Origin of the sequence: Sorangium sp. So ce145, from assembly GCF_051525985.1 — a bacterium.
Classification (GTDB): Bacteria; Myxococcota_A; Polyangia; order Polyangiales; family Polyangiaceae; genus Sorangium; species Sorangium cellulosum_B.
Genome location: NZ_CP150315.1, coordinates 10,120,154 through 10,135,559 on the forward strand (window position 1 = coordinate 10,120,154; position 15,406 = coordinate 10,135,559).

At 71.1% G+C, this 15,406-nt stretch carries 10 protein-coding genes; 4 read left to right on the top strand and 6 right to left on the bottom strand.

Features of this window, described 5'->3' with window-relative positions; genetic code table 11:
- Nucleotides 1–290: 290 nt before the first annotated feature.
- A complete protein-coding gene (locus WMF34_RS37515) occupies nt 291–1,040 on the top strand; it encodes a YebC/PmpR family DNA-binding transcriptional regulator (RefSeq protein ID WP_044966745.1) in 750 nt (249 codons plus the stop codon).
- A 22-nt stretch (nt 1,041–1,062) separates the two neighbouring features.
- Here WMF34_RS37515 and WMF34_RS37520 read toward each other — a convergent pair whose 3' ends face one another.
- Both WMF34_RS37520 and coaBC read right to left on the bottom strand, forming a co-directional pair.
- A complete protein-coding gene (locus WMF34_RS37520) occupies nt 1,063–1,866 on the bottom strand; it encodes a CPBP family intramembrane glutamic endopeptidase (protein WP_437990808.1) in 804 nt (267 codons plus the stop codon).
- Nucleotides 1,863–3,239 (bottom strand): bifunctional phosphopantothenoylcysteine decarboxylase/phosphopantothenate--cysteine ligase CoaBC, encoded by a 1,377-nt coding sequence (gene coaBC / locus WMF34_RS37525; RefSeq protein WP_012240001.1) that lies wholly within the window; start codon nt 3,237–3,239, stop codon nt 1,863–1,865. Before coaBC ends, WMF34_RS37520 begins: the two co-directional genes overlap by 4 nt.
- Nucleotides 3,240–3,588: 349 nt before the next feature.
- On the opposite strand from coaBC, the gene WMF34_RS37530 reads away from it, so the two are divergent.
- Nucleotides 3,589–4,617 carry a tryptophan--tRNA ligase gene (locus WMF34_RS37530; protein ID WP_437990809.1) on the top strand — a complete coding sequence of 343 codons (1,029 nt, stop codon included), beginning with the start codon at nt 3,589–3,591 and terminating at the stop codon, nt 4,615–4,617.
- Between the two features lie 96 nt (nt 4,618–4,713).
- On the opposite strand, the gene WMF34_RS37535 is transcribed toward WMF34_RS37530, so the two are convergent.
- The 3 genes from WMF34_RS37535 to uvrC all read right to left on the bottom strand — a co-directional run bounded on the left by WMF34_RS37535 (nt 4,714) and on the right by uvrC (nt 10,392).
- Nucleotides 4,714–6,471 (bottom strand): VanW family protein, encoded by a 1,758-nt coding sequence (locus WMF34_RS37535; RefSeq protein ID WP_012240003.1) that lies wholly within the window; start codon nt 6,469–6,471, stop codon nt 4,714–4,716.
- A gap of 64 nt (nt 6,472–6,535) precedes the next feature.
- Nucleotides 6,536–7,882: a serine/threonine-protein kinase gene (locus WMF34_RS37540; RefSeq protein WP_437990810.1), complete on the bottom strand. Its 1,347-nt coding sequence runs from the start codon at nt 7,880–7,882 to the stop codon at nt 6,536–6,538.
- 281 nt (nt 7,883–8,163) lie between these two features.
- Nucleotides 8,164–10,392 (bottom strand): excinuclease ABC subunit UvrC, encoded by a 2,229-nt coding sequence (gene uvrC, locus WMF34_RS37545; protein WP_437990811.1) that lies wholly within the window; start codon nt 10,390–10,392, stop codon nt 8,164–8,166.
- Nucleotides 10,393–11,814: 1,422 nt separating this feature from the next.
- Here uvrC and WMF34_RS37550 point away from each other — a divergent pair.
- Nucleotides 11,815–11,946: a hypothetical protein gene (locus tag WMF34_RS37550; RefSeq protein WP_269454207.1), complete on the top strand. Its 132-nt coding sequence runs from the start codon at nt 11,815–11,817 to the stop codon at nt 11,944–11,946.
- 531 nt (nt 11,947–12,477) lie between these two features.
- On the top strand, nt 12,478–12,930 hold the full coding sequence (locus WMF34_RS37555; protein ID WP_012240008.1) for a hypothetical protein: 453 nt from the start codon (nt 12,478–12,480) through the stop codon (nt 12,928–12,930).
- Nucleotides 12,931–14,158: 1,228 nt separating this feature from the next.
- On the opposite strand, the gene WMF34_RS37560 is transcribed toward WMF34_RS37555, so the two are convergent.
- Nucleotides 14,159–15,406, bottom strand: coding sequence for a DUF2062 domain-containing protein (locus WMF34_RS37560; protein ID WP_012240009.1), 1,248 nt, complete (start codon nt 15,404–15,406; stop codon nt 14,159–14,161).

Here is a 15,406-nt window from a genome sequence, read left to right on the forward strand (position 1 = left end):
ATTTTTGTGTTTTTCTTGGCGTCCTTGGCGCCTTGGCGGTTCACAAGATCCCACCTTCCACGTGCGGCCGGGGTGCCGTCGCTGTTGCCTCCCCAGGGGCGCACCGCTATTGCGACGGACGGTTCGAACCGAAAGGCGCCGAGAGCGCCAGGAGAGCTCGACAATCTCCTGGCGCTCCCGGCGCCCTGACGGTTTCTACGCTCGAACCGAACGGTGCTCCATCTTGCGCCGAACCTTCCCCCTGGGCGCGCGCCGCGAGCGAGCGCCCCGTCATCACGGAGCAGACAGGCATGAGCGGCCATTCGAAGTGGGCCACCATCAAGCGCAAGAAGGGCGCGCTCGACGCGAAGCGCGGCAAGCTCTTCACGAAGCTCATCAAGGAGATCACCGTCGCCTCGCGCATGGGCGGCGGAGACCCGAACGGCAACCCGCGCCTCCGCAAGGCGATCAACGACGCCAAGGGCCAGGCGATGCCCGCCGACACGATCAAGCGCGCCATCCAGCGCGGCACCGGCGAGATCGAGGGCGCGAACTACGAGGAGATCCTCTACGAGGGGACAGGGCCCGGCGGGACGCTGTTCCTCTGCGAGGCGATGACCGACAACCGGAACCGCACCGTCGCCGAGATCCGGAAGATCTTCGAGAAGAACAACGGGCAGCTCGGCGCCGGCGGCTCCGCGCAGTGGGCCTTCGAGAGGAAGGGGATCATCCTCCTCGCGAAGGACGCGGCGACGGAGGACCAGCTGATGGACACCGCCGTGGGCGCGGGCGCCGACGACTACAGCGACCAGGGAGAGGAGTGGCAGGTGCTCTCCAGCGTCGACGTGATGGACACCGTCGTGAAGGCCCTCGAGGACGCGAAGATCGCGGTGAAGTCGAACTCCGCGGGCTACGTCCCCAAGAACAAGAAAGAGGTCGCGGGCCGCGACGCCGAGGTCTGCCTGAACCTCGTCGACTCGCTCGACGACCACGACGACGTGCAGAACGTCTACGCCGACTTCGACGTGCCCGAAGAGGAGCTCGCGAAGCTCGAGGGCTGATCCCGCGGCAGGCGCGAGCCCGTCACGGCCGCCAGATCGGGAAGCTCACGATCGCCCACGAGAAGAACGCGTGGGCGAAGACCGCCGGCGCCAGGCGCCCGGTCCGGTGCACCACGCGGCCCCACACGATCGAGCAGCCGAAGCCCGCCGCGACGAGCAGCGGGTTCGGCCCGGCCACCGGATCGCCGAGCAGGAACAGCGTGGGGGCGTGCGCGGCGGCGAACAGCGCGCTCGACAGCAGCCACGCGGCGCCCCGGTCGAGCGGCCCCTCCAGGGCGCGCAGGACGAGCCCGCGCCAGACGATCTCCTCCAGCGCGGCAATGACGAAGACGAGCGCGCCGACGAACACGCGCGCGTCGGCCGAGGGGTCGCCGAGCTGGAGGTACAGGCGAAGGACCCAGGCCTCGCGAGGCGAGCCCCGCGGGGCGAGCAGCAGCTGCACCGCCATGGCGAGCCCGTAGAGCCCCGCCGCGACAAGGGCGCCGCGCGCGAGATCGCCGGACAGGGGGCGGAGCGCGGCGCGGAGCTCGCCGCGCCGGCGGAGCCACATCACGGTGATCGCCGTGAGGACGGCGTAGAGCGCGCCGAGCGCCGCGAGCATGGCAGGCGCGCCCGCGTGACCGGGATCGAACGCGAACGAGACGGCGAGCGCGACACAGGCGGTGACGGACGCGGCGATGAGCGCGGCCTCGCGGCGCGATGAGCGCGGCGGCTCGCGCGGATCGATCGCCCGCGGATCGCGCGACGGGGCCGGGGCGGCCGAGCCAGAGGCAGCCGGAGGAGCCGCGGCGGAAGAGGCCGCGGCGCGGTCTTCGCCCGGGCTCATCGCGCGCTCGCCTGACCCGTCGGACTCGCCTGACTCGCCTGACTCGTCCGACTCGTCCGACTCGTCCGACTTAATTGCAAGACCCGGTCGAGGATGCGGTCCGCGAGCGCCGGCTTGGGCAACACGCCGAGCGCGTCGGCGGCGTCGCGGGTCACGATCGTGGCGCGGTTGTCGTCCCGGCCGAACGAGTCCGCCGCGTGGTTGGCGACGATCATGTCGACGCGCTTGCTGGCGAGCTTGTGCCGGGCATAGGCGATGACCCCCTCGTCCGTGGCGGTCTCGACCGCGAACCCGACGAGCACCGGCGAGCGCGCTCCGTCGGCGCCGGCAGCGTCCGCCAGCCCACCGCGCGCCGCGCCGATCTCCGCGAGCAAATCAGGGTTCGGCACGAGCGGGAGCGACGCGAGGTCGGGCGTCCGCTTCAGCTTGGTCGCGTGCTGCTCGGCCGGGCGGTAGTCGGACACGGCGGCCGTCATGATGAGCGCGTCGGCGCCGCGCAGGTCCTCGCCGAGCGCCTGCCAGAGCGCGCCGCGCATCGAGAGCGCGCCGCGCACGTCGACCCGGCGCGCGCCCGGCGGCGTGGAGAGCGACACGGGGCCGGCGATGAGCGTGACCTGCGCGCCCCGCGCCGCGGCCCGCTCCGCCACGGCGAAGCCCATCTTGCCGGTCGACCGGTTGCCGAGGAAGCGCACGGGATCGAGGTCCTCGAGCGTGGGGCCCGCCGTGACGACGACGCGGAGGCCCTCGAGGTCGCGCGGGGCGAGCCGCGAGAACGCCGCGGCCGCGATCGCCGCCGGCTCGGCCATGCGCCCGAGGCCGCGCTCGCCCGAGGCGACCTCGCCGAAGACCGGGCCGACGAGCTGCACGCGCCCGTCGGCCTCGAGCGTGGCGACGTTCCGCGCCGTCGCGGGGTGCGCCCACATGCGGGGGTGCATCGCCGGCGCGGCGAGCACCGGCCCCCGCGCGCACAGGGCGAGCGCCGTCACGAGGTCGTCGGCGCGCCCCGCGGCGAGGCGGGCGATCACGTCGGCGGTCGCGGGCGCGAGCAGCACGAGATCGGCCTCGGCGGCGAGCGCGACGTGCAGCTCGCCCGCGAAGCCGGGATCCCACATGGTGTCGCGCACCGGCTCGCCGCAAAGCCCGCTCAGCGTCATGGGCCCGAGGAACTGCTGCGCGGCGCGCGTCATGATCGGGAGCACGCGCGCGCCGCCCTGGATCAACAGCCGGGCCACCTCGGCGGCCTTGTACGCGGCGATGCTGCCCGAGACGGCGAGCGCGACGGTCGGCCGCGCGCCTTCGGGGGCTTGGCCAGCGGGCGGCGGGGCGGAGACCTCGGGGCGAGGTGCGGGAGATGACGGCGTTCGGCCAGACATGGCGCAGGTGCCAGCGTGGGTCGTGGGGTCGGTCCGGCGTCCACCGTGGCACGAAAATCGCCAATCGTACACGGCCACGGCCACGGCCACGGCCACGGCCACGGCCACGACACGGCCACGGCCACGGCCACGACACGGCCACGGCCACGACACGGTACACGCCGCGCCGCGGGCGGATGCTCCGGGGCCGCGCTGCGGGCAGAGAGCTCGTGCTGGTGCGCACGCGCGTACCACCGCGCGCCAGCGCGCCCGCGCAGCAAGAAACCCGGCTGATTTTTGGGGCGTGGCAGTGGCATCACCCGCCAGGAGCGCGTAATGGGATGAGCTCCCTCAGAGGAACACGACAACGATGGCAAGCACCGTCCTCACCGGCATCAAGCCCACCGGAACGCCGCACCTCGGCAACTTCGTAGGGGCGATCAAGCCGGCGCTCGCGCTCGCAGGGACCGCGTCGAACGCGCTCTACTTCGTCGCGGACTATCACGCGCTCAACGTCATCCACGACGCGCAGAAGCTCCGGAGCCTGGTCCACGAGGTCGCCGCGACCTGGCTCGCGCTCGGCCTCGATCCCGAGAAGGTCATCTTCTACAGGCAATCCGACGTTCCGGAGATCTTCGAGCTCAGCTGGATCCTCTCGTGCTTCACGGCGAAGGGGCTCATGAACCGCGCCCACGCCTACAAGGCCGCTGTCGCCAAGAACATGGAGTCCCGGGCCGGGGCGCCGAGCGCCTCGGGCGCCGAGGACAGCGACGACCTCGACGCCGGGATCAACATGGGCCTCTACGGCTATCCGGTGCTGATGGCGGCCGACATCCTCCTGTTCAAGACGAATGTCGTGCCGGTGGGCAAGGACCAGGTCCAGCACATCGAGATCGCCCGCGATATCGCGCAGCGCTTCAACGCGATCTACGGCCCGACCCTCGTCCTGCCCGAGGCGCGCATCAGCGCCGAGACGGCGGTGATCCCGGGCCTCGACGGCCGCAAGATGAGCAAGAGCTACGACAACACCATCGCGCTCTTCCTGCCGCCGGAGAAGCTGCGCAAGACGATCTTCAAGTACAAGACGGACTCGTCGCCCCCGAGCGAGCCGAAGGATCCGAACACCTCGCCGCTCTTCCACCTCTACCGGGAGTTCGCCACGCCCGAAGAGGCGGAGGCGCTCCGCGGCCGCTACCAGAGCGGCATCGGCTGGGGCGAGGCGAAAGAGGCCGTGTTCGAGGTGCTGAACCGCGCGCTCGAGGAGCCGCGGCGCCGCTTCGCCGACCTCATGGCCAACCCGGCTCGCATCGACGCCCTGCTCTCGGAAGGCGCCCAGCGCGCGCGGGCGCTCGCGGGCCCGACGCTCCACGAGGTGCGCCGGGCGATCGGCGCTCGCTGAAGGCCGCGGCGGCGGAGGGCGAGCGGGGCTCGCCGAGGCCAGCGCGCGGCGAGCGCCGCCGAGCAGCCGACGGCGGCTTCGCTCGAGGCCGCCCGCTCAGCCGCCATCGCTCGTCGTCGTCGTCTTCTTCTGGTTCTGGCGTCGCTTCTTGCCCTTGCCGCCCTTCGCCTCGTCCCCCGCGGGGTCCCGCTGGCCACGGGCTTCCGGCGCCGCCGCGCCCGGGGCGTGCGCGACGGCGATCCCCTCTGCGGGCGGCGCGTCCTCGCCGCGCGCGCGGCCGCCTTCCCCTTCGGCGCGCTCCTCCCCCTTCGCGCGGAACGTGCCGAACCCAGCGCGCTCGGTCCAGCCGCGCTCGCCCGTGAGCCCGGGCTCGCGGCTCTCGACGGTGCCGCCGCCCGGCTCCGGGCCGGTCACGCCTGGCGTGCGGACGTCCGGCCCCTGCGTCACGACGAGGTACTCGTCCGCCACGTACTCGGGGTGATTGTCGTCGGCCGTCTTGGCCTCGGGGTCGCGCGGACCGCTCCCGACATGGACGATCTGCGCGGTCGGCGGGTAGCTGTCGCTCCACTTCTCCCGCACCGCGTAGGCGCCGTCGCGGACGACCCGCGAGCTCGTCGTCTTGAAGCCGGGGATGCCGCGCTGAGCGAGCGCCCGCTTCCCTTCGGGCAGCTTCGGCGTCGGGCGCTCCAGCTCCTCGAACGGGACGACCTCGTCGATGCGACGGAAGTACGTGACCGTGAGCTTGCGCGAGGGCCCGAGGATCTCGGCGCGCACGACGCCGCCGGCCACCGTCTCGTGGAGCACGATCGGGAAGTCGAACGGGTTCCTGAAGCGGTAGTTGATCGTCGGGTAGACGACGGTCGCGTCGAGGCCGAGCTTGATGTAGTAGCTCGGGCGGGAGTGCGGATAGCGCTCGACGATCTCGAGCCCCGCGAAGAACGCGGCGCCGTGGAGCGTGCCCGAGATCTGGCAGGTCCCGCCGCCGAGCCCGTCGACGAGCTCTCCCTGGGCGATGACAGGAGCGACGCGGTACCCGTGCGCCTCGTCGCGCGGGCCGACCGTCTCGTTGAAGTCGAAGATCTCGCCCGGCATGACGACCACGCCGTCGAGCTTGGACGCCGCGAGCCTGAGGTTGTACGTCCTCTCCTTGGATCTCGCGCCGGTCGCGTAGCGCGTCTCGAAGTAGCCGAGCACCTGATCGAACTTGACGTTGCCGAGCTGGTCGGCGACGAGCTTCGGCGCGATCGTCTCGACGCTGGCCTGCGCGGTGTCCTCGCCCGCCCGGAGGGCGGCGTCGATGCGCGCGAGCGTGCCGTAGACGTCCAGCCGATACCCGATCTTCTCGGGCTTGAGCTGCTTCGCCTCGAGGTCGACATACGCGTCGACCGCGGGCGCGTCGAGCTCGACCTTCAGGTCGAGCAGCTTGCTGATCGCCCGCTCGGAGTCGAGGAGGAGCGGGATCGGGATGTCGAGCGGCGCGTCCTCCTGCGCGGCCCGCTCGTGCGCGCGGCGGAGCGCGCTCTCGGGGCGGAGCGCCTCGCGCACGAACTCGGCGAGGCGGACCCGGTTGATCTCGACGCCGAGATCGTTGCGGCGGAGCGCGCGCGCGGAGCCGTCCGGGAGCACGATCCGGATCTCCCCGGTGGCGTAGCGGCGCACGAGGTCGAGCGCGTTCGCCACCACGTCGCCACCCGTCGGCACCGGCACCTGCGCCACGCGGAGGACCGGCGGGGGCTTAGGGCCGTCGTCCGGCGGGGGCGGCAGCACGAGGTAGGTGATGGCCAGGCCGCTCGTGACGAAGATCGCCACCAGCGCGGCGAACCGCCAGAGCTCCGGCGAGCGGCGAAGATCCATGCGAGGGCGGCCATCTTGAAAAGCGTTGCCCGAACCGTCAAGCGAACGCGGGCGCGCGGCGCGGCTACGGTGCGGCCCGCGTCACATCGGGGCCGCCGCGCGGCGCCTTCGATGCGGCGCGCGCGGCCCTGAGGAGCGGCTCCTTGATCGAGCCCGCCCCGGGCACGAGCAGAGAGCCCGGCTGGCGCGGCGGGCCGCCGTGCGGCGAGGAGCGCAGGAGGAGCGCGCCCGCGAGCACCACGAGGACCACGAGGCCGACGGTCGCGGGGACGAGCCAGCGCCGCGCGTGGCCCTCGTCGGGCGTCAGCGGCGCCGGCGGCGCCGGCCGAGCGCCCTGCGGTGGGCCGGCGCCGCGCTCTGCGCTCGCTCGCCCGGGCTGAGCGGCGGCTTGCGGCGAGCTCTGCTGTGACTGCGGATAGTCGGAGTCGATCGCGCGCTCGCGCGCGATCTGCATGGCCTCCTGGATCGCGGCGCGCCGCCGCTCGCCGCGCGGGCCGAGCATCTGCTGCATCAGCGCGGCGAGCTCATCCGAGGTGGCGATGGGCGTCGCTGGCGACAGCTGCTCGATGGACTGGCGCAGCTCGGCCATCGTGGCGAAGCGCTCGTCCCTCGGCTTCGCGAGCATCCTCATGACGATGCGCCCGACGTCCTCCGGGAGCGACGGGACGAGGGTCCGCGGCGGCTCGGCTGCCGCCTTGTCGCAGATGCGGCGCACCGTCGCAGGATCGTTCTCGGCGTGGAAGGGGTGCTTGCCCGTCACGAGCTGATAGAAGACGATCCCGAGCGTGAACACGTCGGTGCGCCGATCGATGGGCTCGCTGCCCGCCTGCTCCGGCGACATGTACGCGTACTTGCCCTTCACCTGGCCGACCTGGGTTCGCTGCAGGTTCGAGGCGGCCTTGGCGACGCCGAAGTCGAGGATCTTCACCGACCCGTCGTATCCGACCAGGATGTTTTGCGGCGAGACGTCGCGGTGGACGAGGCCGACGGGCTTGCCGTCGCGGCCGCGCAGCTCGTGCGCGGCGTGCAGGCCGAGGGCCGCCTCGGCCACGATGCGGAGCGCGAAGGGGAGCGGCAGGCCGCCGCGCGCCTTGCTCTCGCGGAGAACCAGGTTGAGCGGCTCGCCGTCGATGAGCTCCATCACCTGGTAGAGGACGCCGTCCTCCTCGCCCACATCGATGGTCTCCGCGACGTTCGGGTGATGGATCTGCGAGACCAGGGTGGCCTCGTCGAGGAACATCGCCTCGAAGTCGGGATCGTCGCTCAGCTCGGCGCGCAGCAGCTTGACGGCGACGATCCTGGGGAGCTGGCCGCCCGTTCGAGCGGCCCACACCGAGGCCATGCCCCCGAGCGCGATGGGGACGAGGAGCTCATAGCGACCGAGCGTGTGGCCAGCGCGTACTTCTCCCATGGTGCTCACGTGCCGCGTAACCCCGGAGCGAGGCGGCGCCCGCCGGGAATCGAGCCCGCCGAGCGCGGCCCGCCGCGGCCCGCCCACGACGTCGGGTCCGCAAGAAGCGCTCGGTGTGCCAGGTGGTGCTCTTGATCGAAAAATGACCGCGCGCGCCCGGAATGCGACCGGGCGCCTGGTGTTCGGATCGTCGCAGAGAACGCCTTGGCGCTCAACCCGGAACGCCGTTCGGGTCGCAGCGTGATCTTTCACCGATCCATCGCGGAACGGGCCGGTCGCGCTCAGCGCGTGAGCCCCCGTGCCTTGGAGAGATCGCCGGTGTCCTCGGCCGGCGCGTCGGGCTGCGAGGACTCGGGAGACGGGATGACCTTGCGCAGCGCTGACAGGTGTCGCTTGGTGACCCCTGTCACCGCCAGGATCTGAGCGTCGGTCGCGCGACGCACTCCTTCCATGGAGCCGAGCTCCCGGAGGAGCGCCGTCCTCACCGCGCTGCCAAGCCCAGGGATGTCCTCGATCTCGGACCGGAGGCGCCGCGCCTTGCCGAGCCGCTTGCGTGCGTGGTTTGCGAAGCGGTGCGCCTCGTCGCGCGCGCGCGCCAGGAAGAAGAGGGCGGAGCTCGTGGATCGGAGCGGGATACCGTTCTTCTGGCCAGGCAGGTAGACGCGGTCGACGAGCTTCTCTCCGGTCTGCGTCTCCCGCTCCTTCGCCAGACCGACGATCGGGAGGCCGTGCAGGCCGAGATCGCGCGCCGCCGACAGCGCCACCTGAAGCTGGCCGCGCCCACCATCGACGACGAACAGATCGGGAAGATCCCACTCGCCTCCGCCGGCCTCGGCGCGCCTCGACACATCACCCCCCGAGCCGGCGCTCTCTCGCTCCGCGGCGGCGGACACCGGCGTCCCTTCCGTCTCCGGCGGAGCGTCGCTCGCTGTTGCCGAGCCGATGTCCTCGTCAGCCAGGTCGCCCTCCGTCGCATCGCTCTCGAGCGCGTCGCTCTCCGCCGGATCGCTCTCCATCATGTCGCTCTCGGTGACGCCCTCCATCACGTCGCTCTCGGGCGCGCCTTCGGCGCCGGGGGCGGCCTCGCTGTCTGCGGTGGACGCGGGGCTCGCCTGCCGGGCGGCCTTTCCGCGGCGGAAGCGCCGTGAGAGCACCTCGTACATCGCGGCGTAGTCGTCGCCGTCGGCCACGCTCTTCACGTTGAAGCTGCGGTAGCGCTTCTTGTCCGGCTGACCATCGAGGAGCGCCACGATCGATCCCACCGTGTCGCCGCCGCCGAGATGCGAGATGTCGCAGCACTCGATGCGACGCGGGAGCGTCGGGAGACGAAGGCGCTCCCTGATCTCCTCGAGCCGGGCCTCGAGATCGTCGGAGCTCCGCTGCTTCTCCCGGAACGCGTGAGCCGCGTTCTCGCTCGCCATCTTGAGCAGATCGACGCGGGGCCCGCGCTGAGGCACGAAGAGCGCCACCTTGCGGCCGCGCCGATCGCCGAGCCACTCCGCGACGCCCTCCGCGCCGTCGGGCAACACCGGCACGAGGACCTCATCGGGGATCGTGGTGGACGCGACGCCATAGTACTCGTTCAAGAAGCCGCCGAGCACCTCGTCGTCCGGCAGCTCCATGTTGCGGAGCGAGAAGGACAGCGTGTCTGTCACGCGCCCCCTCCGCACCAAGATCACTTCGACCTCCACGAGCGTCCCCTCGCGGTAGATGCCCACCACGTCTTGATCGACGTCCTTCACGTAGACGACGCGCTGGGCCTCGCGCACCGCCTCGACCGCCCGGAGCTGATCGCGGTAGATGGCGGCGCGCTCGAACTCGAGCTCCCGCGACGCGTCCCGCATTCGCGTGGTGAGCTCCCCCGTGAGCTCGTCGTGGCGCCCTTCGAGGAAGAGCGCGACCGAGCGGACCATCTCCGTATAGAGCTCCCGGTCCACATCCATCACGCAGGGCGCGAGGCAACGCTTGATCTGGTACTGCAGGCAGGGGCGCCGGCGCGACGCCATCTCGGTATCGGAGCAGGTGCGGAGCTGGAAGTGCTTGTTGACCAGGTGGAGCGTCCGCCGCGCGCTCGTCGCCGAGTGGTAGGGCCCGAAATAGCGCGCCTTGTCCGGGGCGGGACGGCGGACCGTCTCGAGCATCGGCCACGCCTTCTGCGTGTCGAGCTTGAGGCAAAGGAAGTCCTTGTCGTCACGCAGCTTGACGTTGAACCGCGGCTTGTGCTGCTTGACGAGCTCGTTCTCCAGTACGGCCGCCTCCTTCTCGGTGGCGGTCACCACCGTCTCCAGATCGGCCACGATCTTCCGGAGTATCGGGATGAAGTACCTGGCGTCGCTCCCGCTCTCCTGAAAGTAGCTGCGGACGCGCGAGCGCAGGCTCTTCGCCTTGCCGACGTAGACGACGGCGCCGGCCTTGTCGATGAACAGATAGCAGCCCGGCGTCGTCGGGAGCGACGCGAGCTTGGCGGCGAGGAGGGCTTCGGGATCCTGCTTGGCGCTCGGGTTGACCACGGCCGGAACGATCTAGAAGTCGCGCGCGCCGGCAGCAAGCGCCGCGATCACGGCTGCTCCCGTGGAGAGCGGCCGAAGCGGCCGCGCCGGTTCTCCTTTACATCTAGAAAAACGCCGTCATGTGACGCGGCGCCGCTCGCCTCGGCGCGACGGGGCAGAACGCCCAGGTCGAGATGTCGGGCGGCGAGCGCCCTGATCACGAGAGCCGCGCAGCGCGCGCGAGCGCCCTGATCACGAGAGCCGCGCGCGCCGCGCGTCGACGCGCGGCTCTCGTGAGGCCACCCGATCACGGTGAGCCGCCGTCACGCGTCGCGCGATCGCCCGTGTGGGAGGCGGCGCTGGCGACTGCGGTGATGGCGCGCCGCGCCCACGTCGACGCGAGACGCGCCCTCGAGCAGGCAGTAGGCTCGACGGCAGGATCTTCGCGGGAGGAGGTCTCGGGTGTCGAGCGCTCCTGCTTCGTGGCCTGGCGGACGACGGCGTCTTCGCCTCGGTCGCAATCCGGCGCGACTCCCGGTCGCTCCATCGCGCCCAGTCCGTCTGGAGCTTCCTGGCCTTGAGAGAGGTCGCCCGCTGGAGAGCGAGGTTGCCCCTACCGGCCATCGGTGCCCGCTTGTCCCCGCCGTAGCTGCGCTTCGGGCTCTCCCCGCAAGCCACTTTCAGCCCGCCGGGCGCCACGGTGGCGAGCGTCTGGGAAGCATCTGGCAGGAATCAGGGAGGAACCTGGGAGGGGCGATGGGAGGACCGATGCCCGGTCGGAGCTCCATCGTTACCGCGCACCCTCTAATCAGGTTGCCTGAACCCGAAAGGACTTGTATGGTCGTAACACCACCAGCGACTGCCCGTTCGATACCCGGGTCCTGGGGCCAGAAGGCATCGGCGAACTGAGCCTGCGGCGCCACCGGCCCCGTGTCTGGTTCCCGTTCGCTGCCGTCCAGGTGCGCCGCCGCGCCTGGTGTCGGGCGGCCCCCGAGGTGGGAGTGCGCGTCGAACAGCCGAGGAGTGACGAACTGTCCACCAGCGTCCATCACCGCCGCCCCGCTCGGGGGATCGATGTCGCCCTCGGCGGCGACGGTGAGCTTTGCCCCCTCGCACGGGAGCGAGCCGCGGGCGAGCGTCACCCTGGTGCCCAGCACGAGTGTCACCCCCTGAATCAGGATGAGCGGCTGAGCAGGAGCGGCGGCCTCGTGGCCTCCCGCAGGGCGACTTCCGGCTTGCCGGGGCGGCCGTCGGAGCTCGGGCACGGCGAGCGGTTTGGGAGACTCGGCCGGAGGTTGGGCAGCTCCAGCACAGCCGCAAAAAGACGCAGCCAGGCCGGAGGCGACATGGCCTGGGGGCTGCAACGTGGGTGGGAGCAACCGCGTCGGGCCGCCGCGCCGATCAGCCAGGGGGATGTCCTGGCAGGTGGGTGGGGTAGCCCTCATGACGTCGACACCGCCCGAGGGCGGCTCGGCGGCCGACACGTTGCGGTCGATCCCGGAGAGCGGCTCGGTCGGGAGACGAGAGCTCGGGCATACGGTTACGCCGCCGGAGCAGGGTGGAGTGCAGAAGTGAAAGGCTGCCGCTCCAGCTCACCGGGGTCGCCTGGAACGGCGACCTCGGCCATGACACCTTTCCTCATCGCGGGCGCTCCACCCGGGGGGTCGGGCTCCTCCACGGTCCCTCGGTCAGGCGCCCGCTTCGGTCGCTGCGCGGTGGGGCGCGTGTGTCCGGAGCACAGGAAAGCAGATCTTCATGGGAATGTCGCTGGCTCCCCTCGGTTACGGGGCTGCCCACGGCACGCGCGCCGCGGCATCCAAAGCGGGAGCGCGGTGCAGAGAGGAGCACGGCGCTGTCCATCGCACCCTCTTGGGTTGGGGCGGAGCCTGGCTTCGCGGCGCGACGTCGCGCGACGTCGCCAGGGAGACGAGGTGGCTGGAGTCCGGCTCGACCGGTCGCCCCCAGCACCCGATGACCGACGGGGAGGTGGCGAGCGCGGGTTCTTGACGCGCGTTGAGGGGAGAGGGGGACACCTCTCGAATTATTTTCAAGCAAGGTGCTGTTCAGCAGTTGACAACTCTAGCTATTCATGGGACGCGAGATCCAATGAACAACGTCGAAACCGAGATCAAAAGCCACGTTGATGCATTCGTCTCTCAGCTGAGCGGACTTGTCCGCAAAGCGGCTCTCGAGGCCGTCGCCAACGCCCTGCGAGGCGAGGGCCAGCCGGCCGCTGCGGCCGCCGCGCCGCGCAAGGCGGGTCGGGCCAAGGCCGCTCCCCAGCAGCCTGCGGAGGTCAAGAAGGCGGTCGGTCGCCCCGCTCGCGCCGCGAAGCCCACCCGCAAGAAGGGCGAGAAGCGCTCGAAGGAAGAGCTCGCCGCCATGACGCAGAAGGTCCTGGAGCACATCCGGAGCAACAGCGGCCAGGGCGTCGAGCAGATCGCCAAGGATCTGGGCACCACCACGAAGGAGCTGACCCTCCCGATTCGGAAGCTGCTCGTCGAGAAGAAGATCACGTCGAAAGGAGAGAAGCGGGCTACCAAGTACTTTTCCCGCTGAAGCCGGCATCGACGCTCTCCAGAGGGGTCCGGCCAAACCGACCGAGGTCGACGTCCCGCCTTCCCGCAAGCCCAGCAGGGGAAATCGCGGCGAGCCGGGAGCTGTCCCGGCAGGCGCGGAGACGTCGCACCTCGGAGCGGAGCAAGCTCCGCAGCCGTACACGCCGCTGGATGCCCCTCAGGAAGTCCCGCCAAGCCATGTCGTCTCGTCGTAGGACGACGGAGAAATCCGCGCATAAAGCGCGTCAACTGCCGCCCGACCGCTGCTGAGCGGATCCGCCTTGTGGCACGGCGCAGGCGGCGCCGCTCCGCGATCGCGTCTGTGCACACATGTCCGCTCTGGTGCCCAGGACGCTGGGTTACCGAGCCGCCATGCCCGTGCGCTTGTCGGCGTCGGATCGGGAAAGACCACCACGTCATGCCCCCTGAGCCCCAACATATCGTGGGGCATCATCGAAGGACCACCACATCTAGTTTCGTGCATCGGCGATCGCGTCGGGTCTCCTGTCACGCGGCGCTGACGCGGCCTCGAAACGGACGCTGGGGCGTGAGGCGGGGCCGAGCTCCAAGGACACGAAAGGGAGGGTCACCGGCGCGACGCGGCGCAGGAGTCCGGTCATCCGGGGCCGGACTCCCGCCGGGCAATGCTCGCTGCGTGGAGCCGTGAGCGTGGCCGGGACTGCCGACATGGCAGAGCACGATCGGCGCCGCGCAAGCGTCGTTGCTGTGAACGCCCGACCCGCTCCGCCCATCCGGCGCCCTTCTCGACGATGACGCGGCGCCCTCGGAGCCGCACCGGACCTGGCTGGCCCGGAGCTCAACGCACCTTCACGGACACCTGGACAGGACGCCCCAGGCGGATATCGCGGCCTTGCAACGTGGGCGAGGCTGACGCCTGGCTAAGGAGGAGCCGCCGGAGGCCTATCGACCTCTGGCGAACAGGAAGGGACATGGGCGGCGGGGCTCCTTCGCCAGGCCCGTGGGACAAGCATGGTCTGTGCCATCAGGGCAATCGCTCCACCCGATAGCGCGGCTCGTGTACCGAGAGGAGCCGCGAGAGCGACGCGTCAACCTACTGGACAGGTTCTAACCATCCGCGGTGTTCGAGCAACTGGGCGATGCACAAGAGGCCGCACGCCGGATCGGACACCCCGGCAACGACCGCTGACGCTCGGGGCGCGGTGACGGCGGTGGGAGGATGAGAGCTCGCGGGGAAGGGCGACTCGGGCTCAGCGCTGGGCTCGGCTCCCGACGATGAGGACATTCGAGAAGGGCGTTTTCCCCCAGGCGGGCACCGTCTCGCAGGAGAAGCCGAGCTGCTCGAGGAGCGCCGCGATCTCTCGGGCGGGACGGAAGCGCACACGCTCGCCCCGGTTGAATCGAAGCGCGGTGAAGACACGCTCCTCAAGGAGCGTGATCGAGCTCCTCAAGCCGCGCTCGGTGTCCGCCTCGCGGACGAGCAGGCGCCCGCCCGGGCGAACCGCGGCCGCCGCGCGCCGCAGGATCGCGTCCTGCTCTTCCACGCGGAAGTAGTGGAGCAGGTCGATGAGCAGCACGGTGTCTGCAGTTCCGAGCTCGGCCTCGCGCGCATCTGCGCACCAGAACTCGGCGTCGAGCGGAGGGCGGGCGTGGGCCGCGCGCTGCGGGCCGGACGACTCGGACGAGCGCGGGAGAGATGCGCCGGAGCCCTCGCCGGCCGCGCGCCGGGCGTCCTCTATCTTGGCTCGGTCCCAGTCGAACCCACGCGTGCGCTCGGCCCTCCCCAGCTCGAGCAGGAGAATCGGCAGCTGGCCAGCCCCGGTCCCGATATCGAGGACCTCCCCGAGCGCGCCGGGGCGGTCGCCTGCGATGTCGGCAATCAACCGGGCGATGGGGTCGCCGAGCAGCTTGAAGCGGACATAGTGAAAACGGGTACGCTGCGCCGGCGTGGCGCCCTCAGGCGGGCTGTACCTCCCGGCGACGCGCTCGACCGCGTGGACCCACGGCGGCGCATCGCCGGGGAGCCGATACGGCTCCATCCTGCTGCTCTGCTGCGAGGGAGCGCGGCGCCGCTTCAGCGTGACGAGGACGAAGATCAGGCCGCCGCCGAGCGCCGCGAGCGCGAGCCCGACCACGGGAGCGCCGAGGAACATGTACTCGGGGAAGTCCGAAAGCGCTTGCGCCCAGCTCATCTTTTCGTGGAGGCGCAGCCAGCGACCCGTGCGGATGTACGCTCCGACCTGGACCTCGGCCGTGAGGAGCGCTGGCGCAAACAAGGGGTTGGAGATGTTCGCAGCGACCCAGGCAATCGCTGCATCCAGACGGAACCACAGGCAGAGGAGGAGCACGAGCGGCGTGTGGCAGCCGAAGATCGGCTGCGACCCGATGAACAGGCCGATCGCGACCGCCACGGCGGTCCGGCCGGCGGACAGCTCGCTGCCACGGAGCTCACGCCACGCGCGGCGCGCCTCCTCTCGGAGGAGAGAGTATTTCGCCAA